The sequence below is a fragment of the Pseudomonas salomonii genome (assembly GCF_900107155.1).
In the GTDB taxonomy this organism is placed as follows: domain Bacteria; phylum Pseudomonadota; class Gammaproteobacteria; order Pseudomonadales; family Pseudomonadaceae; genus Aquipseudomonas; species Aquipseudomonas salomonii.
Genome location: NZ_FNOX01000022.1, coordinates 23,817 through 42,637, shown reverse-complemented (window position 1 = coordinate 42,637; position 18,821 = coordinate 23,817). Strand labels below are relative to the sequence as shown.

General features: G+C 61.2%; 20 protein-coding genes. 4 read left to right on the top strand and 16 right to left on the bottom strand.

Annotation, left to right across the window (positions count from 1 at the left end; translation table 11 throughout):
- Positions 1–64 precede the first annotated feature (64 nt).
- Together BLV67_RS31010 and BLV67_RS31005 are read left to right on the top strand one after the other, a co-directional pair.
- Complete coding sequence (locus BLV67_RS31010) at positions 65–403, top strand: helix-turn-helix domain-containing protein (protein WP_065931760.1); 339 nt, start codon at positions 65–67, stop codon at positions 401–403.
- Entirely contained in the window at positions 400–771 is a 372-nt protein-coding gene (locus BLV67_RS31005) for a hypothetical protein (RefSeq protein WP_005786715.1), read from the top strand. The genes BLV67_RS31010 and BLV67_RS31005 overlap by 4 nt, the downstream gene beginning before the upstream one ends.
- On the opposite strand, the gene BLV67_RS31000 is transcribed toward BLV67_RS31005, so the two are convergent.
- Complete coding sequence (locus tag BLV67_RS31000) at positions 768–2,531, bottom strand: bifunctional diguanylate cyclase/phosphodiesterase (RefSeq protein ID WP_065931725.1); 1,764 nt, start codon at positions 2,529–2,531, stop codon at positions 768–770. The genes BLV67_RS31005 and BLV67_RS31000 overlap by 4 nt on opposite strands.
- Positions 2,532–2,650: 119 nt before the next feature.
- Complete coding sequence (locus BLV67_RS30995; protein WP_439709943.1) at positions 2,651–4,732, bottom strand: carboxy terminal-processing peptidase; 2,082 nt, start codon at positions 4,730–4,732, stop codon at positions 2,651–2,653.
- A gap of 138 nt (positions 4,733–4,870) precedes the next feature.
- Between BLV67_RS30995 and BLV67_RS30990 the strand changes: the two genes are divergently transcribed.
- On the top strand, positions 4,871–5,833 hold the full coding sequence (locus BLV67_RS30990) for a zinc-binding dehydrogenase (RefSeq protein ID WP_065931727.1): 963 nt from the start codon (positions 4,871–4,873) through the stop codon (positions 5,831–5,833).
- 137 nt (positions 5,834–5,970) lie between these two features.
- Here the strand turns inward: BLV67_RS30990 and BLV67_RS30985 are convergent, their stop codons facing one another.
- The 6 genes from BLV67_RS30985 to BLV67_RS30960 form a co-directional block, all read right to left on the bottom strand.
- Complete coding sequence (locus BLV67_RS30985) at positions 5,971–6,624, bottom strand: HAD family hydrolase (protein ID WP_065931728.1); 654 nt, start codon at positions 6,622–6,624, stop codon at positions 5,971–5,973.
- 30 nt (positions 6,625–6,654) lie between these two features.
- Complete coding sequence (locus BLV67_RS30980; RefSeq protein WP_056859664.1) at positions 6,655–7,644, bottom strand: ABC transporter ATP-binding protein; 990 nt, start codon at positions 7,642–7,644, stop codon at positions 6,655–6,657.
- Complete coding sequence (locus BLV67_RS30975) at positions 7,641–8,441, bottom strand: ABC transporter permease (protein WP_069786317.1); 801 nt, start codon at positions 8,439–8,441, stop codon at positions 7,641–7,643. Before BLV67_RS30975 ends, BLV67_RS30980 begins: the two co-directional genes overlap by 4 nt.
- Entirely contained in the window at positions 8,428–9,291 is an 864-nt protein-coding gene (locus BLV67_RS30970; protein ID WP_218177958.1) for an ABC transporter permease, read from the bottom strand. The genes BLV67_RS30975 and BLV67_RS30970 overlap by 14 nt, the downstream gene beginning before the upstream one ends.
- On the bottom strand, positions 9,270–10,076 hold the full coding sequence (locus tag BLV67_RS30965; RefSeq protein WP_065931729.1) for an alkaline phosphatase family protein: 807 nt from the start codon (positions 10,074–10,076) through the stop codon (positions 9,270–9,272). The genes BLV67_RS30970 and BLV67_RS30965 overlap by 22 nt, the downstream gene beginning before the upstream one ends.
- Positions 10,077–10,263: 187 nt before the next feature.
- Positions 10,264–11,331 (bottom strand): ABC transporter substrate-binding protein, encoded by a 1,068-nt coding sequence (locus BLV67_RS30960; protein WP_056859668.1) that lies wholly within the window; start codon positions 11,329–11,331, stop codon positions 10,264–10,266.
- A 351-nt stretch (positions 11,332–11,682) separates the two neighbouring features.
- On the opposite strand from BLV67_RS30960, the gene BLV67_RS30955 reads away from it, so the two are divergent.
- Positions 11,683–12,396, top strand: a complete 714-nt coding sequence (locus tag BLV67_RS30955) for a UTRA domain-containing protein (RefSeq protein WP_065931730.1) — start codon at positions 11,683–11,685, stop codon at positions 12,394–12,396.
- Between the two features lie 64 nt (positions 12,397–12,460).
- Here the strand turns inward: BLV67_RS30955 and BLV67_RS30950 are convergent, their stop codons facing one another.
- Genes BLV67_RS30950 through BLV67_RS30915 form a run of 8 tightly spaced genes read right to left on the bottom strand, consistent with a single transcriptional unit; the run spans position 12,461 to position 18,569 of the window.
- Positions 12,461–13,375 (bottom strand): metal ABC transporter substrate-binding protein, encoded by a 915-nt coding sequence (locus BLV67_RS30950; protein WP_065931731.1) that lies wholly within the window; start codon positions 13,373–13,375, stop codon positions 12,461–12,463.
- Positions 13,375–14,274, bottom strand: a complete 900-nt coding sequence (locus tag BLV67_RS30945) for a metal ABC transporter permease (protein ID WP_056859671.1) — start codon at positions 14,272–14,274, stop codon at positions 13,375–13,377. The genes BLV67_RS30950 and BLV67_RS30945 overlap by 1 nt, the downstream gene beginning before the upstream one ends.
- Positions 14,274–15,017 (bottom strand): metal ABC transporter ATP-binding protein, encoded by a 744-nt coding sequence (locus tag BLV67_RS30940; RefSeq protein WP_069786316.1) that lies wholly within the window; start codon positions 15,015–15,017, stop codon positions 14,274–14,276. Before BLV67_RS30940 ends, BLV67_RS30945 begins: the two co-directional genes overlap by 1 nt.
- A complete protein-coding gene (locus BLV67_RS30935; protein WP_069786315.1) occupies positions 15,014–15,934 on the bottom strand; it encodes a metal ABC transporter substrate-binding protein in 921 nt (306 codons plus the stop codon). The genes BLV67_RS30940 and BLV67_RS30935 overlap by 4 nt, the downstream gene beginning before the upstream one ends.
- A gap of 19 nt (positions 15,935–15,953) precedes the next feature.
- Complete coding sequence (locus BLV67_RS30930; protein ID WP_069786314.1) at positions 15,954–16,514, bottom strand: DUF6162 family protein; 561 nt, start codon at positions 16,512–16,514, stop codon at positions 15,954–15,956.
- Positions 16,511–16,834, bottom strand: coding sequence for a hypothetical protein (locus tag BLV67_RS30925; protein ID WP_065931735.1), 324 nt, complete (start codon positions 16,832–16,834; stop codon positions 16,511–16,513). The genes BLV67_RS30930 and BLV67_RS30925 overlap by 4 nt, the downstream gene beginning before the upstream one ends.
- Entirely contained in the window at positions 16,831–17,370 is a 540-nt protein-coding gene (locus BLV67_RS30920) for a thiamine pyrophosphate-binding protein (protein WP_069786313.1), read from the bottom strand. Before BLV67_RS30920 ends, BLV67_RS30925 begins: the two co-directional genes overlap by 4 nt.
- Entirely contained in the window at positions 17,370–18,569 is a 1,200-nt protein-coding gene (locus tag BLV67_RS30915) for a PepSY-associated TM helix domain-containing protein (RefSeq protein WP_069786312.1), read from the bottom strand. The genes BLV67_RS30920 and BLV67_RS30915 overlap by 1 nt, the downstream gene beginning before the upstream one ends.
- Positions 18,570–18,821: the final 252 nt, after the last annotated feature.

Genomic DNA, 18,821 nt, shown 5'->3' with positions numbered 1-18,821 from the left:
TGTTAGGATTACACTTCTAAGGAAAGAACTTACTTAGTAAGTGTTGTTATCCTACGGGGCAGTCATGGATATTCAGATAATTTCACGCGATGGCGCACCCGAGTATGCGGTGTTGCCATGGGACCAGTACCAGGCGCTACTAAAAGCTGCCGGTCAGCAACAGCCTGTAGCCACCCCTTCTTCTACTACTCAGGTCGCGCCCGATCAGGCTTTGCGCCCGCTCGCGGACCTGCGCGGCCTGCGTGAGGCCAAGGGTTTGGCCATTGAAAGCCTGGCCCGAACCGTGGGCATCAGCCCTTCGTACCTCGGATTGATTGAAAGTGGTGAACGCCAGCCGGATGCCGCCATACGCCGCAGCCTGGCCTGGGAATTGGGCGTTGCAGGTTGGAGGGATGAATCTTGAGTCTTCGAATCAGTCGTCAACACTGGGATGGGTTACTCAACGAACTGGACCAGGCACGCCGGCAGCGCCATTTGCTCACCTACCGCGCGCTGCTGGAGCGCCTGCAATTTCCCACGCCGGCCATGCAAACCCTGGCCGCTGCCCTTGAGCACCTGGCGGCGCTGGACGCCAAGGCCGAGCAGCCTTTGCGCAGCTCGCTGGTGATCAGCCAGGGCGCCAGCCGTTTGCCGCGTACCGGTTTCTTTGAATGTGTGGAGCGCCTGGGGCGCTTCAGCGGGCCGTCCGACGGTGTGGCTGCTGCGTCCTGGCACGCTTCGGAAGTGGTGCGGGTGTTCGAGTACGAGTACCCGGAGTCCGCCGAGGCCTAAGCGTGCAGGCTGTCCATGCTGTCGATCACATGGATGCTGTAACCGGCAATGTCTTTTGCCTGGTGCTTGGCTTGCGAGGCCAGCTCCGCCAGCTGGCTGGCATCCAGGTGCGCACAAGCCTGTGGATATAAATGCACCACGCCGATCGACAACGACAGCAAGGCGAATTCCTGGCGCGCGCCCTGGCGGTTCAACGCCACGAAGCAACCTGCGTCCAGGTGCTCGGCGCGGTAGAAACGTCGGCATTGGGTGTGGAAGTCATCCAGTAACTGGTTGAGCCGCTTGCGCCAATCCTGCGGGCCCAGCACCAGCAAAAAATCATCGCCGCCAATGTGCCCGACGAAGTCGCGGCTGGGGTCGACCCGATCGTTCAGGCACTGAGCCAGGCACAACAACACCTCATCCCCACGCCCGTAGCCGTAGATATCGTTGAACGGCTTGAAGCTGTCGATATCCACGTAGCAGATCACCGACTCGCGCTGTTGTTGCAGCAACCGCGTCAGGCACTGCTGAATCGGCACATTGCCCGGTAGCAGCGTCAGCGGGTTGGCATAACGCGCCTGCTGGATCTTCAGCTCAGTGATCAACTTGAGCACATCGATCACCCGACCCAGGCCCAGGTAGTCACCGTTGAGGGTGATGATGAAGTCTTCCTCGATGCGTTGCCGCGCACGGCTGGTGAGCAGGCGGCTGACCTGTTGCAGGGATTGGCTCAACTCCACCGCCAGGAAGTCATCGCTCATCAAGCGACTGATGGGTTTGCGTGCGAACAGGTCGGTGGCGAACGGCTTGAGCAGCGCATCCGACAGCGAATGCCGGTGCACGATGCCGACCGGGTGACCGCGCCCATCCAGCACGGCCAGGGAGTTGAGGTTGGCCTGACGGCGGAAGGATTCGAGCACCTGGGCGGTGGCGGTGTCCTGATCCACCGCCGGTTGTTCGTTGAGCAAGGCGCTGAGGTCGCTGCCTTCTTCGCTGAGGGTGATATGGGTGTGGTCCTGCTTGGGCAGCATCAGGCGCGCTTCCTGGGGCGGTTGTTCCTGGGGGCGGCAAAGCAGGTAGCCCTGGACCAGATCAACACCCATTTCGGTCAGCACCGCCAACTCCTCCGGCAACTCGATACCTTCGGCAATCACCTGGGCGCGGGATGCCTTGGCGATTTGCAGGATGGAGCCGACAAACTCGCGCTTGAGCGCATCCTGATGGATGCCGTCGATAAAGTGCCGGTCGATTTTCACGTAGTCCGGGCGCAGTTCCGACCACAAGCGCAGGCTCGAATACCCGGCGCCCAAGTCATCCAGGGCGATGGCAAACCCCATGTCGCGGTAATGGTGCAACGCGGTTTGCAACAGGTCGAAATCGTCGGTGGGTGTTTGCTCGGTGAGTTCGATCACCACCTGGCTTGGCGGGATGCCGAAGTCGCGCAACAACTGCAAGGTGCGGCCCGGTTGATGCGCCGTCTCCATCAAGGACTCCGGCGAGATATTCAGGAACAGCTTGCCCGGCAGCTTTTGCTCGCTGAAGCGTCGGCAGGCGCTTTCGCGGCAGGCCATTTCCAGCTCGCTGAGGCGCCCGGCATGGCTGGCCACGCTGAACAGGGCGACGGGGGAGTGCAAGGGGCTGTTGGACGGGCCACGGCTGAGCGCTTCGTAGCCGAGGATACGCCGTTCGGACAGGCAAATGATCGGTTGGAACAGGCTGTGTAAACTGCCTTGAGCCAGGATTGAGCCCAATGCATTCAGCTGTTCGGTCATGGTCATGGCGATCTCGATCGAAAAAAAAGGACCGCAGGCTTAACGCCTGCGGCCCCTTTATTTCACGACAGAATGATGTCTATATGATGACACTCTGGGGAGCGTTCACATTAAATCGCCATCATTTACTGCTTGGCCACCTGTTTGCTGATTTTCAGGTAGTCCAGCAACACCCGGCCAGTCTCGGACAGGTAGGCGTCGTCTTCCGGCTTGGTTTTTTCCGGCTCGGCCGGCAGCGCATCTTCATCTTCTTTCTTCAGCTCTTTGAGCGGGTCTTCGCCTTTGGCCTTGCGGCGGGCGTTTTCCAGCACGAGCTGCTGATTTTCGATGCTGGTGTGCTGCGCACGGCGATCGACTTCGTTGAGGCTGACGGTTTTTTCTTCCATCAGCTTCTTGGCCAGGGCCAGCTTGTCGCGGATAAACACAAACTCGGCATCCTTGGCGGAGCGGGTCTCGTGGTCAGCCTTCAACTGCGTCAGGTACGGCTTGAACGGGTCCGAAGCCGGCTTGATCGCAGGGCGGATGGTGTCCCACTGCATTGCCTCAGGCAGCGCGCTTTCGCCGATTTCCTTGGTGTCGATGATCGACGGGAAATCCACATCCGGCAATACGCCCTGGTGCTGGGTGCTCTGCCCGGAAACCCGGTAAAACTTGGCAATGGTCAGCTTCAGTTCGCCATGGTTGAGCGGCTGAATGGTCTGCACGGTGCCTTTACCGAAGGTCTGGCCGCCGACGATCAACGCGCGGTGGTAGTCCTGCATGGCACCGGCGAAAATCTCCGAAGCCGAAGCCGAGAGGCGGTTGACCAGCAACGCCATCGGGCCTTTGTAGAACGCGCCCGGGTTCTCGTCTTCCAGCACGTCGACACGGCCGTCCGCGTTGCGAACCAGCACGGTCGGGCCTTTGTCGATAAACAGGCTGGTCAGCTCGGTGGCTTCCTGCAGGGAACCGCCGCCGTTGTTGCGCAGGTCGATGACCACGCCGTCGACTTTCTCTTTCTGCAGCTCAGTCAGGATTTTCTTCACGTCACGGGTGGTGGACTTGTAGTCCGGGTCACCGGCGCGGAACGCTTTGAAGTCCAGGTAGAACGCAGGAATCACCACGACGCCCAGTTTGTAGTCCTTGCCATCCTGCTTGAGGTTGAGGACTTGCTTCTGCACGGCCTGGTCTTCGAGCTTCACCGCTTCACGGGTGATGGACACGATCTTGCTGGTCTGGTCGTTCGGCGCATTGGTGTGCGGAATCACTTCCAGGCGCACCACGCTGCCTTTCGGCCCGCGGATCAGCTTGACCACTTCGTCCAGGCGCCAGCCGACCACGTCGACCATCTCTTTGTCGCCCTGGGCGACGCCGATGATCTTGTCGGCCGGAGCAACCTGCTTGGTCTTGTCGGCCGGACCTGCCGGCACCAGACGCACGATCTTGACCTGGTCATTGTCGCTTTGCAGGACGGCACCGATGCCTTCCAGCGACAGACTCATGTTGATATCAAAATTTTCGGCGTTATCTGGCGACAGATAATTGGTGTGCGGGTCGTAGGACATCGCGAAGGTGTTGATGTAGGCCTGGAAGATATCTTCGGCGCGGGTCTGATCCAGACGTGCCAGCTGATTCTTGTAGCGCTTGGTCAACAGCTCTTGAATGGCCTTGGGCTCTTTGCCGGCGATCTTCAGGCGCAGCACTTCGTCCTTGACGCGTTTGCGCCACAGGTCGTCGAGGGCGGCGGTGCTGGTCAGCCAGGGCGCGTCCTTGCGATCCACCAGAAGCGTTTCCTTCTGGGTGAAGTCGAGCTTGTCGACGCCTTTGTTCAGCTCACCCAAGGCGAAGTCCAGACGCGCTTTGACGCGATCCAGGTAGCGCTTGTAGATGGTGAACGCAGGCTGCAGGTCGCCGCTCTTGAGGAAGTCGTCGAACTGGGTCTTCCACTTGTCGAACTCAGCGATATCGCTGGCCAGGAAGTAGCTGCGCGACGGGTCCAGCAGCTTGAGGTAGCTGTCGTAGATGATCACCGAGCGCGCGTCGTCCAGCGGCGGCTTGCTGTAGTGATGGCGCTTGAGCAACTCGACGACGTTAAGGCTGGCAATCACCTCATCGCGATCAGGCTGAAGTTTGTCCCAGCTGTTGGCTGCGAACGTATTGGTCGACATCGACGCAAAGCCGAGACCAATGAAAAAAGCGAGGGCGGTACTGGGGAACAAATGCTTCATGCTGATTCGACGCGGGGGCAATTGATAACGCATATTAGGCCGTCTTTGAGGGAGCCGGTTCCATATGATCCGGTCGCATAATGCAAAAAGCCCGGCGCTACAGCTACGGGCTCAGTCCAGACTCACTATGGAGGCACTGTGAAAGCATTGCAAGGCGTTGAAGGTCATGTGGAGTGGATGGAAGAACCCAGTCCTACCTGCGATGTAGGCCAAGTCCGCATTCGTGTGGCGGCTGCGGGCCTTAATCGCGCCGATTTATTACAACGTGCGGGGCTCTATCCGCCACCTCCTGGCGCCAGCCAAGTGCTGGGCCTGGAGTGTTCCGGGGTCATCAGCGAAGTGGGCGCGGGTTCTTCCTGGCAAGTCGGCGACCGCGTTTGCGCGCTGCTGGCGGGGGGCGGCATGGCCGAAGAAGTGGTGGTGGATGCCCGTCATGTGCTGCCGGTGCCGGAAGGTTTGTCGTTGACCGAAGCGGCGGCGTTGCCCGAGGTGTACAGCACTGCGTGGCTGAATCTGTTCCAGTTGGCGGGCCTCAAGCCCGGTGAAAAAGTCTTGCTGCATGCCGGCGCCAGCGGCGTGGGCTCGGCGGCGATCCAGTTGTGCAAGGCGTTTGGCAGCCCGTGCTGGGTCAGTGTCGGCTCGGCAGAGCGCCTGGCTTACTGCGAAGCACTCGGTGCCCAGGGCGGCGTGGTGCGTACCGACGGCATTGAAGGGCTGCGCGATTTCGGACCGTTCGACGTGATCCTCGACCCGGTCGGCGGCAATTATGCGGCGATGGATCTGAAGCTGTTGGCCCTCGATGGGCGCTGGGTATTGATCGGCTTGATGGGCGGCCGTGATGCGCAACTGGACCTGGCACAGGTGCTGGGCAAGCGCATCCAGCTGCTGGGTTCGACCCTGCGCAGCCGCAGCGATCAGTTCAAGGCAGACCTGTTCAGCGACTTGAGCCAGCATGTGTGGCCGCTGTTTGTTGAGGGGCGCTTGAGCCCGCAACTGGCCAAAACCTTCCCGATCAAGGATGCCGAGGCGGCGTTTGCCGAGCTTGCGACCAACCGGATTTCCGGCAAGTTGGTGTTGGTGATAGACGAGACCCTGGCCTGATCTCAAGTAGAAATACAACCACTGTGGGAGCTGGCTTGCCTGCGATAGCGGTGTATCAATGAAGAATGTTTCATCTGATGCACCGCTATCGCAGGCAAGCCAGCTCCCACAGTGGATTGGGTTTTCAATTCAAACGGTCAAACCCAATGGTGAATCGGCCAGCCAGCCTTTTCAGCATGCTCGCGCAACACCGGATCCGGGTTCACCACCTGCGGATGATCGACCTTCAGCAACAACGGCAAGTCATTGCGCGAATCCGAGTAAAAATACGCGTCTTCAAGGCTTTCACCTTCCTGCTCGAGCCATGCCAGCAACCGTGTGATCTTGCCTTCACGGTAAGTCAGCACGCCCACGGTCTTGCCGCTGTAGACGCCATGGCTGACGTCCAGGTCAATGCCCAGCACTTCATCAATCCCGATACGTGCCGCAATCGGCGTGACCAGGTGCGTGCCCGACGCCGAGATCACCAGGATCCGGTCACCCTTCGCGCGGTGGCGGGCGATGGTCTTGGTGGCGTCGCTGTAGATCAGCGGCTCGATAATGTCCTCCACCCACGGTTCGACCAGATGCTCGATCTCTTCCGGCGTGCGCCCGATCATCGGCTCCAGGCTGAAGTCCATGAAGTCTTCCATGGCCAGCTCGCCGCGGCTGTAGGCGGCCATCAGTTCGTCGTTGCGGCGCATGAACGACGCGGGGTCGACCCAGCCCAGGCGGCCCATCTGTTCGCTCCACAAGGTGGCGCAGTCGCCGTGGATCAAGGTGTCGTCCAGATCAAAAATTACCAATGCCATCGGTCACGCTCTCTCAAATCAATCGTTGCGTCAGGCTACTTCACACAAGGCACTGGGGTCGATGGAAAGTGCCAGGCGCTGGCCATCCGGGTGCAGGTCGTCGGCCGAGCGGTTGAGCACGTCCACCACCAATTCCACGCCACGCGCTTCGATGCGATAGCGGATCACGTTGCCCAACAAACTGTGGCTGCGTACCAGCGCGTCGAGCTCACCGCTGCGGCTCAGCTCGATGGCTTCCGGGCGAATCGCGATGCGCCCGCTGATAGGCCGTTGCAACAACTGGCTGGCCTTGTCGGCGTCGAGCAGGTTGTAGTTGCCGATAAAACCGGCGGCAAATACATCCACGGGCGCAGTGTAAAGGGTCTCGGCATCACCGCTTTGTACGATCTTGCCCTGGTTCATAAGGAAAATGCGGTCTGACATGGTCAGCGCTTCTTCCTGGTCATGGGTCACGAAAATCGTGGTCAGGCCCAGCTCACGCTGGATCTGGCGGATCTGCTCGCGCAGGTGCTTGCGAATCCGTGCATCCAGCGCCGACAGCGGTTCATCCAGCAGCAACAGGCGTGGGCGCGTCACCAACGAGCGGGCGAGTGCCACACGCTGGCACTGGCCGCCGGACATCTGGTGCGGGTAGCGGCCGGCGAGGTCTTTGAGTTCCACCAGTTGCAGCACTTCCTGCACGCGCTTGTGGCTGTCGTCGGCGTTGACCTTCTGCATGCGCAGGCCGAAGGCGACGTTCTGTTCCACGGTCATGTTGGGGAACAGCGCATAGCTCTGGAACACCATGCCGATGTGCCGTTTCTGCGGGCTCAAGGGCACGATGTCCTGGCCATCCAGCAGGATCTTGCCGCTGTCCACCGAGGTCAACCCGGCGATGCAACGCAGCAGGGTCGACTTGCCGCAACCCGACGGGCCGAGCAGGGTGACGAATTCACCCTTGGCGATTTCGCAGTTGATATCACTGAATACCGGCGTGCCGGTGTAGGCTTTTTGCAGGTGTTGGACGCTGACGAAGCTCATTGGCTTTTGTCCTTGTTCAAGATATTGGCGGCCCAGGTCAGCACCAGCACAAAGAAGAAATAGGAGATGACGATGGCACTGGTGAAGTGGCCGCTCGTGTTGCGCATGTTGTTCAGGTACACCTGCAGGGTTTCGTAGCGGGTGCCCACCAGGATGTTGGCGAACACGAACTCACCGAACAGGAACGAGAACGACAGCAGCAGCGCCACCATCAGGCCTTTGCGCAGGTTTGGCAGCACGACAAAAATCGCCGCCTGCCAGGTGCTGGCACCCAGCAACTGCGAGGCGTCCATCAGGTCGCGCAGGTTGATCGCTTGCAGGTTGTTGGTTATCGCGCGGTACATGAACGGCAAGGCCACGGTGAAGTAGCAGCCGATCAGGATCCACGGCGTGCCCACCATCGCAAATGGCCCGGAGCCGTAGAGTTGCAACAAGCCCACCGATGACACCACCGGCGGCACCGCGAAGGGCAGCAGGATCAGGATGTTCATCAGCGCGTCGAGCTTGGGAAAGTGGTAATGCACCACGAACAGCAGCGGCAGAATCAGCACCACCGACAACACCAGCGCACCCACGCACACCAACAGCGACTGACCGAAGGCGGCCAGAAAGCGCGGGTCACTCCACAACTGCAGGTACCACTTCAGGGTAAACCCGGCGGGCAGGATGGTGGCCGACCAACTGCTGGCAATGGAGTAGACAAAGGTGCCCACCAGCGGCAACACCAGGATCGCAAATAACAGGTACACCACTACCCGATGGTAGACGGAGGCCGAGCCGGCTTCAGCGCGAGACATGGTAGCTCCTCTTGAGCAGCAGTTGATGGACGACGGTGACCACCGTCATCAGTGCCACCAGCACCACGGCCAGGGCGCTGGCCATGTTCGGGTCCAGGGAGATGTCGCCGGAAACCATTGCCGCGATACGAATGGGCAGCACGTTGAAATTGCCGGTGGTCAATGCATACACCGTGGCATAGGCGCCGAGGGCGTTGGCCAGCAGGATTACGAACGTGCCCAGCAGGGCCGGAGTGAGCACCGGCAGGCCGATGTGCCGCCAGAACTGCCAACTGCTGGCACCGAGCAACGAGGCCGATTCGCGCCAGTCTTCGCGCAAGGCATCGAAGGCCGGGTAGAGCAGCAGCACGCCCAGTGGAATCTGGAAGTAGGTGTACAGAATGATCAGGCCTGTCTTGGAGTACAGGTTGAAGTCCTGAATGATCCCCGCCTGCTTGAGCATGATCGTGATGCTGCCGTTAAAGCCCAGCAAAATGATGAAGGCGAAGGCCAGGGGCACGCCGGCAAAGTTGCTGGTCATGTTGGCGAAGGCCGTCACGAAGTTACGCAGTGGGCCATCCACGCGGCGCAACGAGTAGCTGCCGAGCACCGAGATGATGATCCCGAACACGCTGGAGTAGAAACTGATCTCCAGGCTGTACTGGATGGCTTGCAGGTAGAACTTCGAACTGAAGATTTTGGTGAAGTTGGCCAGGCCCCAGCCGAACTCCTCCGACTGCAGGCTGTTGATCATCACCCACACCAGCGGGGCGATTTCAAACACGATAAAGAACAGCGCAAACGGCACCAGGCACAGGATCGCCAGCCATTTGCCACGGGTGATGGCGTTCACTTCAGCAGCTCCCGGCATACAGGTTTGTCGTGGGGCACGCCGAGCAGTTCGCAGACGGTGCCGCACAGGTCGGTTTGCTTCGGGATGGCGCCAGGGTCGAAGGTGAAGGCCGAGCCCAGTACGAACAACGGCACTTCGCGTTCTTCCGGCAGCACACCGTTATGGGAACGGTCGTTGTTCATGCCGTGGTCGGCGGTCACCAGCACCTGGTAGCCGGCGTTGAGCCAGCCTTGCAGGTAGTCGGCGAGGATGATGTCGGCCGAGCGCGCGCTGTTGCGGTATTGCGCGGTGTCCAGACCGTGCTTGTGGCCGGCGTCGTCGATGTTCATCGGGTGCACCACCAGCAAGTTCGGCGCGTGCTTGAGCCGCAGGCTTTCGGCGTCGGCGAACAGGTGGGAATCGGGGTAGTGGTCATTCCAGTAGAAATGCCCGTGCTGAATCGCCAGCGCTTTGTCGTCGGTGTGACGATCACGGGCGGCTTCAAAAGGCGTGCGGTTATACAACTCGCTGACCCAGTGGTAAGCCGCCGCCGCGGTGGTGAGACCCGCATCGGTGGCGTAATGGAAAACGCTGCGCTGGTTGGACAAGCGTGAGACATGGTTGTGGACAATGCCGCTGTCGATCGGCGGCACGCCGGTGAGGATGCATTCATACAACGGCCGGGACAGGGCCGGCAGTTCACATTCCAGTTTGTAAAGCGCTGCGCGTCCTGCGCCGATATAGGCCTGGAGATGCCCCATGGCATGTCGGGCAACCTCGTAGTTCAGGCCGTCGAGCACCACAAGGATGACGTTGTGCTTCATAGGGGGAGACGCTCCGCGACGATAGGCTTGACTCAATTGCACTTGAGGAACGGGGTCAAAACTGTGGGAGCGGGCTTGCTCGCGAAAGCGGTGTGTCAGGCAATACTTATTTCACTGATCCACCGCTTTCGCGAGCAAGCCCGCTCCCACATTGGATCTCCAGTGGACATCCAATGTGTCTATAGCTTTACTGCATATTGATGATGACTTCTTCCTGCCACTTCTGCGGCAGTGCCTTGGAGGTTTTCTCCCACGCGTCGGCATCTTTGATCGGCGTGACTTTCTTGTACTGCTCGTTCGGCAGCAGCTTGGCCTGTACATCGGCCGGCAAGGTCAGGTGCTCGGCACGGATCGGACGTGCATTGCCCCGTGCCAGGTTGGTCTGGCCGGCGTCGCTGAAGATGTATTCGCGGGTCAGCTTGGCGGCGTTCGGGTGCTTGGCGTACTTGTTGATGATGGTGGTGTAGCCGGAAATCACCGAGCCGTCCGACGGGATCAGCACCACGTAGTCATCCGGGTTAGCCATCTTGGCTTTGTAGCTCAGGCCGTTGAAGTCCCAGACCACGCCCACTTCGACTTCGCCCTTTTCCATGGTGGCGATGGTCGGATTCGCCAGCGACAGGCGACCTTGCTTGGCGATCTCGGCAAACATCAGCAGCGCAGGCTGGATGTTTTTCTCGTCGCCACCGTTGGCCAGGGCGGCAGCCAGCACGCCATTGGCGGCTTGGGCGGCGGTGCTCACATCACCAATAGAGACTTTGTATTTACCGGTTTTCAGGTCAGCCCAGCTTTTTGGGGCTTCAGAGCCGTGCAGCAGTTTTTTGTTGACGATAAAGGCGATGGTGCCGGTGTAGGCCAGGGCCCAGTTGCCGTCTTTATCTTTGGCCCAATCCGGCACTTGTGCCCAAGTGGTCGGTTTGTACGGCTGTGCCACGCCCTGTTTCACCGCAATCGGGCCGAAGGCGGCGCCGACGTCACCGATATCGGCGCTGGCGTTGTCTTTTTCGGCGGCGAACTTGGCGATTTCCTGGGCCGAGCTCATGTCGGTGTCGATGTGCTTGAGGCCATAGGTCTTGGCCAGGTCGTCCCAGGTGCCTTTCCAGTTGGCCCAGTCATCGGGCATGCCGACGCTGTTGACGGCGCCTTCCGATTTCGCGGCGGCTTCGAGCGTTTTTAAATCGGTATCAGCAGCCATGGCGGCGGTGCACATGGCAATGGTCGAGCCTAACAGTGATGCCAGGAAAAGCTGTTTCATCCGAAGCTCCTTTGGGCGTTTTCAACGCTGCGTTTTTACGAACGATTGCGATGGTGTTGGTCTAGGTCAGCAATACCTGAGCCAATTTAGGCTCGGTGGATGACAGTTTCATGTCGATGTCGTTTTTAAAGCGTTTATGTCGCTGACTTCAGACTCAGCGTAGACCATGCCCAAGTGCCCGCAGCCCCTGGACTTGGCCGATGTATTGCAGGGTGTGGAGTAAAGCGGCGGCACGGACTGTCATCTGTCGGTCATCTGTAATGCCTAGGCTGACGGGTAACGGCAGACGCCCGAATACAGCCCGGTTTATGCACCTGAACGGTGCTGGTCTAGTCCAGATAGGTAACGTTGATGCGTGATGAGGCAATCAAGGCGGTGACATCCATCGGCCTGGCACTGCAAGAGCAGATCGTCCACGGGCTGTTGCCGCCTGCGAGTAAATTGCCTGCCGAGCGCAAACTCAGCGAGTTGTTTGGTACCACCCGCATTACGGTGCGGGAAGCCTTGTTACAACTGGAGGCCCAGGGCCAGATCTATCGCGAGGAACGACGTGGCTGGTTCGTCTCGCCGCCGCGCCTGGCTTATAACCTGATGCAGCGCAGCCACTTTCACGCGATGGTCACTGAACAAGGGCGCGTAGCGTCGACCGAAGTGATTTCGGCGCGGCTGCAACCGGCGTCGGCGGCGGTATGTGCGTGGTTGCAGTTGCCGGCGTTGTCGAGCGTGATCCAGATCTGCCGGGGCCGGCGGATCGATGGGCGCTTGGTGCTGTATGTGGAGCATTACCTGAACCCGCAGTATTTCCCGGGCATTCTGGCGTGCGACCTGAACCAGTCGATGACCGAGTTGTATGCCCGCAAGTACGACCTGCATTACGGCCGCGTGCGTTTCGAGATTGTGCCGACTTCACTGCCGGTGGAGGCCGCCGCCGCATTGCGTGTGTCGGTGGGCAGCCCCGGCTTGCGGATTGCCCGGGTCAACTATGACCAGCATGAGCGCCTGATCGACTGCGACCTGGAGTTCTGGCGTCATGATGCGATTCATGTGGGTGTGGATGTGGTTTGAGCGACCGACATTCAACGGATGTACCACGAGCTAAATGTGGGAGCTGGCAAGCCAGCTCCCACACTTACGGCACCAGCGCCTTGATCACCTGATCCACATTCCCTTCCAGCTCCGCCACCGGGTCCGGCCCGTCGACATTCAACACCAACAGTTGCGCACCGCCTGCCGTCACCGCCGCTTTAACGGCCTCACTCGGTTGGCGGTGATGCAGCACCACGGCCACGTCGTTGCTCTTCAAGTCGGCAGTGAGTGTGTGCAAGGCCTCAGGCGTCCACTGCGCATCCGGCCGGGCATCGGTGCTGAGCACTTCCAGGTTCAGGCTGCTGACCAGATACGCAAAGTGATCACTCAAGCTGAGCACACTCAGGTTGTCCGCCTTGGCCAGTCTTGCTTCGCTGTCGGCGCTGAGTTTGAGCAGGCGTTGTTTGAGCGCCGCGAGGTTGGCGTCGATTTTGGGTTTGGCCGTGGGCGCCAGGCGGCTCAGGTCGGCCGCCATCACATCGGCCATGCGCCCCATGTTGTTGCTCGACTGCCATGGCTGGCTGTTCAGGCCGTCGGCGCTGCCCGGTTGCACGGCGATACCCGGCAAGCCGCCGTCCACCGGGCGCGCGGCGTCCACTTCGACGATTCGGATATTGCTGCGCCGCGCCACCGGGTAGAGCGGGTCATCCGCCCACAGCGAGCGCAGGCCGATAGCCGCGTCGGCGTCCTGGGCCAAACTGCCCAGGGCCGGCGCACCCCGGCCGGTGAAGTAGGACACCTGCCGCGAACCGGGCAGGTTGGCCGGTGCTGCGCGCTCAAGCTGTACATCGGTGCCTTTGAGCAGCACCTCGGCCAGGCCGTAGGTGATGGGCAGCGAGGCCAGCACTTTCACCGGTTTGGCGGCGTGAACCGGCGGTTTTGCAGCTTGAGCGGCCATCAACGGCGCAGTGAATAAACAGGCAATGGCCAAAGCCAGCGGATGAAAAACAGGGCGCATTATCCAAGATTCCCTTTGAGGCTGGGCACGGTGCCGCGCGCGATAGCGGCAAAGGCGAAGGCGATACCGGCCACCAGAATGATCGCGGCACCGGACGGGATGGGCAGGTCAAAGATGATCGGCAGCAGAATGCCGCACAGCGTGCTGAGCGTGGCGATCACCACCGAGACCCAGAAAAACCCCTTGAGCGACTGGCTCAACAGGCGCGCTGCCGCCGCCGGAATCACCAGCAGGGCGCCGACCAAAATAGCGCCGATCACCTTGACCGCCGCCACGGTGATCAAGGTCACCAGGATCACGAACAGGTAATCCAGGGTTTTGACGGCCACGCCACGCACAGCGGCCAATTGCGGGTTGAAGCTGGCCAGCATGATGCGGTTGTACAGCGGCAGCGCCAGGGCCATCACCAGTGAGCCGACGACCGCCAACACCAGCAGGTCATTGCCGTTCACCGTCAGCACCGAGCCGAACAACACGTTTTCCAGAATGTGCACGTTGATCTTGCCCGCCAGAATCAACAGCAGGCTCGCGCCCAACGCCAGCGACACCGAGAGGAACACGCCGATCAGGGTGTCCGGCGCCAAACCGGTGCGGTTACGCAGGTAATTGAGCAGGATGCCGAACAACAGGCAGTAACCGAAGAGGCTGCCGTAAGGCCCGGTATAGGGTTCGCCGAGCAGGATGCCCACGGCCACGCCGGTCAACGCGGCATGCCCGACGGCTTCAGAGAAGAACGCAAAGCGCTTGACCACCACCAGCGTGCCCAGGCCGCCCAGCACCGGGCCGATCAGCAAGCCGGCGAGCAAGGCGTTGACCACAAACCCATAGGCCAGCGCTTCCGGCAGGTAGCCGGATGAAGCCCAGCCCTGGACCATCAAACGAAAGGCTTCATAACTCATCACGCCGGGCTCCGAGGGTGGGTGGAAAACAGGCTCAGCAGGCGGTCCGGGGTCAGCGCTTCTTTCGGCGTGGCGTCGAACAGCACGCGGCGGTTCAGGCCGGTAACGCGATCGGCCAGACGGCCCACGGCTTCCAGGTCATGCTCGATCCACAGCACGGTGATCCCGGCCAGGCGCCAGTCATTAAGCAGCCGCTCGAACACCTGGATACCGGCTTCATCGAGTGCCGACATCGGTTCATCCAGCACCAGCAGCTGTGGCGCCGGGATCAGGCCTTGGGCCAACAGCACGCGCTGACGCTCACCGCCGGACAACGCGCCCATGCGGCGCTTGCGTTTGTCCTGCATACCGACCCGTTCCAGCGCTTCGCCAATCGCGGCGGCGTAATGCCGGGACAGGCCCAGAAATGCCGGGCGCCGCTGGCACATGGCGGCCATGAAATCGTCGACGGTCATCGGCAGGCCCCGATCGAATTCCAGCGCCTGGGGCACATAGCCGACCGTGCCTGGCGTAGTCGGCCAGTGCAGGCGCAATTGGCCCTGGTGCGGGGTCTGCCCCAGCAAGGTCTTGATCAGCGAGCTTTTGCCGCCGCCGTTCGGGCCGACCAAGGCGTGGATGCTGCCCGGTTCGACCTGGAAGCTCACTGCGTCGAGAATCACCGTGCGGCCCAGCGTCAGCGAGACCTTGTCGAAGTCAAGGGTCGGGCCAATGCTGGCCACCTTCAATGGCTGCGCTGCCGTCATGCCCCCGACTCCTGAATCGCCCGTACCACGGTGTTGAGGTTGCCGGTCATTTCCACTTCGTATTTCTCGGGCGTGTATTCGCCGTAGGAAATATGCGACAGCGGGTACAGCTTGACCCCGGATTCACGCTGGATGGTCTCGACGTAGGTGGACGGGAAATCCATCTCCGAGAAGATCACCTTCACATCCAGTGCGCGCAGTTCGTCGATGGTCTTTTTCAACTGGCTGGGGCTGGGCTCAATGCCATGGGCGGGCTCGACCACGGCGGTGACTTCCAGGCCGAATTCGCGCAGCAGGTAGTCGTAGGCCGCGTGTACGGTAGCGACGCGCAGGTCCGGGTTCGGCGCGCTGGTCAGCTTGGCGAGGGCATCGGCGCGCATCTGGCGCAGGCGCTTGCCGTAGGCGCGGGCGTTTTGGGTGTAGGTCTTGGCATTGTCCGGGTCGAGCTTGCCCAGTTCGCGGGCAATGTTGTTGACCTGGGCAATCGACGCACTGATCGACAGGAAGGTGTGCGGGTTGACCACCTTGCCCGCACCGCGCGCGGCGTTACCGGTGGCGGCCAGCAGCGGCACGTTGGCGTTGGCTTCGATCACCGGGATGTCCGGGCGCTCGCTGGTGGCGATCATGCGGTCGGCAAAATCATCATGGCCGACGCCGTTGAGCACGATGACGTCCAGGGTGCCGATGCGCTTGATGTCTTCGGCGCGCGGTTCGTAGGCGTGGGGGTTGAAACCGGCCGGAATCAGCGGCACCACCTCGGCCTTGTCGCCGACGATATTGGCCACGTAGCTGTAATACGGGTGCAGGGTGATGCCGATGCGCAGGCGCTTGGCCGCCTCGGCATTTGCGAGTGGGGTGAGCATCAGGCTGAACAGGCCAACCAGCAACAGGCGTAACAGGGGCGATGAAATAGACATGGGCACTCGGTCTTCTGGTTCAGTGACGGTGCTGGCGGGTCACGCCGGCATCGAATTGCGTGACCACCTGGCGCCAGCCGGCGGCGATCAGCGCTGCGTCGGTGAGGTCGGCCGGGGCGGCGAGGTCGGCCTGGCGGTTGAGCCACACATCCGGCTCGGCGCCTTGCACGCGCATCAGCACCGAGCCGCTGGTGCTCGGCGCCTGGCTCAAACCCAGGTAGGCCGCAGGCTCCAGCAGCTGCCAGCGATGGTCGCCACGGCTCACCGAACTGGCGTCCTGGGCAAACGGCGCGAAGCCTTCTTCGGCCAGTTGCTCGGGTGTCGGCAGGGCGCTTTGCTCCTGCTGCAACAGCTGGATTTCATCCAGGGTTACGCGCAGGTCGGCGTAGATGCCTTGCTCGGCAGCGCTCAGGTCGCGGCGCGCATCCAACTGGTGGCTGGGCACGGCGGCGACCTCCTCGGTTTCACCGTGCAGCGCCACCACGGTGCCAGCCACCGCGAGGATAATCAGGCACAGCAGCAACACGTAGAGGGTTTCATGGCCGGCTCCGGCGGGGCGTACAACCTGTGTGGTGCTCATTGTGGCTGGATATCCGCTTGGTCGATTTCCACCACGTGGCCGGGGCCTGCATCAAACAGCACATAGAACTCGGCCGAGGGCTTTTTGAAGGTCAGGGTTGAGTCCTGGCCAAGCTTGCCCGGCAGCAGGATGGTTTCGTCGTAGCCGATCACGTCCAGGGTCACGCCCGGCGCGCCGCTGCCGTCGGAAAAACCGCCGGTGCACTGGATCTGCTCGCCGGGGATTTCCTTGCATTCGCACATCGGGTTATGGGCCAGGGCTACGCCACTGAAGCCGGCGCAGAGCAATACAGCGGCGCGAGTCAGGCGCATTAACGTCATGGTTTAACTCCTTGCTTGTTCAGCCAGGCAATGGTGGCAGGCGAGGCCTGGCTCAGTGGGATGGAACCCTGGTGCATGGAGCCGTCCCAGCCTTCCATGGTCACCCACACTTCGGCATCGACGGGGGTGCGTTCCGGCACCGGCAGCACCGCACCCATGCGGTACGGCGTGCCGAAGAAAATCACCCCGGCCGCGCGCAGGCTGCGCGGTTTGCCGATACGCAGGTAAGTGGCCTTGACCTGCTCGGCGCAGGTGCCGCACAGGGCGGCGTTGAAAAATTTCATCGGGCCGGCCGGGTCCGGGCGCGGGCCTTCGTTGCGAAACTCTGCCAGGGTCAGGCTCCACGGCCCCACCTGCACTTCGCCGGCCACTCGCTCGCCAATGCCGCTGTCACCGCGAAACAGTGCGGCGTCGGCAAAGTACTTGGGCATGAACCCCAGGGGCACCAGCAACAGCAGGACATTGATGTGGAAGCGCCACTTTAGCCAAAAGGCCCGCAGCGGCGAAGGCGGTGGGGTGGTCGCACGTTTGTTCATCAGTTGGCCTCCGAGGTTTCAGCCTGCCTGGCCGTGGCGACGGCCGGTGCGCGTTGGGTCTTGGCCTCGCGCTTGAAGGCGTTGAGCGTGGCCAGCGCGGTGCGTTTGGTCCAGATCAGCAGACCGCTCAACACCATCATGCTCATGATCAGGCCGAAGAACGCCCAGATCAGCTTGACCCACAGGCCGCCAAAGTCGCCGGTGTGCAGCGGGCGCATGGATTCGGTGACGAACTCCAGTGTCGAGCGGTCGGACAGCAGGTGCGACACGGCAATTTCACCGTCGTACGGGTTGAGCTGCGCCGTCTGGAACATCAACGGGTACCAGCCGCGCCCGCCGATCTGCAGGTGGCTGTAGGCGTTGCTGGGCAGGAACACAAAACTGGCCTCCAGCCCTGGGATGCGCTGCGTGGCGATTTCGATGGCCCGATCGATCGGGATCATCGGTGCCGGTACGCCCGGTGCCGACACAGGCACTTTCTCCCGGGCAATCACCGGCACGATGGGTTCACTGGAGATGGAAATCTGGTTGTCGCCCAGAATGGCCCGGATCAGGAACCAGATGCCGGTGATGGAAATCACCGCGATAAACCAGATCGACCAGATACCGCTCAAACGGTGGAAGTCGCCCCAGAAGATCCGCGCGCCATGGCGGATGCGCAGGGTCGGGCGCAGGAACCCCTTCCAGAACCGCTTGTACACCACCAGCCCGGTCACCAGTGATGCCAGCAGCGGTATGCCAAGTGCCGACACCAGGTACCAGCCCCAGCTGTAGCCATTGGTGAACGGCACCAGCCACCAGCCGTGCAACGCACGGGTAAATTGCTGGAAGTTGAACGCCGGGCTGATGCCCTGGATCACACCGGTATACGGGTTGACGTAGACCTCCACCGAGCGCCCGTCGGGGTAACTGAGGTCGACACTCAGCGCGAAGTGCGACTCGTCCGGGCGGGTGATCGACTGCACGATCGCCTGGGGCTCGTTGCGCTTGATGGCGCCGATGACCTGGTCGTAACTCAGCCGTTCGGCATCGTCCGACGGCTTGCTGGCGCGGATGTCCGGGTTGGCCAGCCAGACGATTTCCTGGCTGACCACCGCCAGGGTGCCGGTGACGCAGACGATCAGTACGAAAAACCAGATGGGCAACGCCAGCCAGCTATGAACCAGAAACCAGAGTTTTGAGCGTGACTTCTTCGACATGTGGATGCGGGTCTTGATCGGAGGAGGGCGAAGGAGGCCCGGAAAAGGCCGGTCGTAGCTTTTGCTGACGCGACGGGCTGTATCTAAGTTAAGACGGATGAGAATGAGAAATCCCTAAGCGGGATATGAAAGAAAATGTTTCAGCGTTGCCGGATTGAACACGAAACATGTTCCAAGCCATCACCCAGGTGCCATTGATGGGGCCGGGGGGCTGCGTAGGATGGGGGCATACCGTTGAGCGAGCGCTTATAA

Excerpts from the sequence above, each read along its gene's own strand:
- BLV67_RS31010 (WP_065931760.1), top strand. The coding sequence starts at position 65 with ATGGATATTCAGATAATTTCACGCGATGGCGCACCCGAGTATGCGGTG.
- BLV67_RS31000 (WP_065931725.1), bottom strand. The coding sequence starts at position 2,531 with ATGACCATGACCGAACAGCTGAATGCATTGGGCTCAATCCTGGCTCAA.
- BLV67_RS30995 (WP_439709943.1), bottom strand. The coding sequence starts at position 4,732 with ATGAAGCATTTGTTCCCCAGTACCGCCCTCGCTTTTTTCATTGGTCTC.
- BLV67_RS30985 (WP_065931728.1), bottom strand. The coding sequence starts at position 6,624 with ATGGCATTGGTAATTTTTGATCTGGACGACACCTTGATCCACGGCGAC.
- BLV67_RS30980 (WP_056859664.1), bottom strand. The coding sequence starts at position 7,644 with ATGAGCTTCGTCAGCGTCCAACACCTGCAAAAAGCCTACACCGGCACG.
- BLV67_RS30975 (WP_069786317.1), bottom strand. The coding sequence starts at position 8,441 with ATGTCTCGCGCTGAAGCCGGCTCGGCCTCCGTCTACCATCGGGTAGTG.
- BLV67_RS30970 (WP_218177958.1), bottom strand. The coding sequence starts at position 9,291 with ATGCCGGGAGCTGCTGAAGTGAACGCCATCACCCGTGGCAAATGGCTG.
- BLV67_RS30965 (WP_065931729.1), bottom strand. The coding sequence starts at position 10,076 with ATGAAGCACAACGTCATCCTTGTGGTGCTCGACGGCCTGAACTACGAG.
- BLV67_RS30960 (WP_056859668.1), bottom strand. The coding sequence starts at position 11,331 with ATGAAACAGCTTTTCCTGGCATCACTGTTAGGCTCGACCATTGCCATG.
- BLV67_RS30955 (WP_065931730.1), top strand. The coding sequence starts at position 11,683 with ATGCGTGATGAGGCAATCAAGGCGGTGACATCCATCGGCCTGGCACTG.
- BLV67_RS30950 (WP_065931731.1), bottom strand. The coding sequence starts at position 13,375 with ATGCGCCCTGTTTTTCATCCGCTGGCTTTGGCCATTGCCTGTTTATTC.
- BLV67_RS30945 (WP_056859671.1), bottom strand. The coding sequence starts at position 14,274 with ATGAGTTATGAAGCCTTTCGTTTGATGGTCCAGGGCTGGGCTTCATCC.
- BLV67_RS30940 (WP_069786316.1), bottom strand. The coding sequence starts at position 15,017 with ATGACGGCAGCGCAGCCATTGAAGGTGGCCAGCATTGGCCCGACCCTT.
- BLV67_RS30935 (WP_069786315.1), bottom strand. The coding sequence starts at position 15,934 with ATGTCTATTTCATCGCCCCTGTTACGCCTGTTGCTGGTTGGCCTGTTC.
- BLV67_RS30930 (WP_069786314.1), bottom strand. The coding sequence starts at position 16,514 with ATGAGCACCACACAGGTTGTACGCCCCGCCGGAGCCGGCCATGAAACC.
- BLV67_RS30925 (WP_065931735.1), bottom strand. The coding sequence starts at position 16,834 with ATGACGTTAATGCGCCTGACTCGCGCCGCTGTATTGCTCTGCGCCGGC.
- BLV67_RS30920 (WP_069786313.1), bottom strand. The coding sequence starts at position 17,370 with ATGAACAAACGTGCGACCACCCCACCGCCTTCGCCGCTGCGGGCCTTT.
- BLV67_RS30915 (WP_069786312.1), bottom strand. The coding sequence starts at position 18,569 with ATGTCGAAGAAGTCACGCTCAAAACTCTGGTTTCTGGTTCATAGCTGG.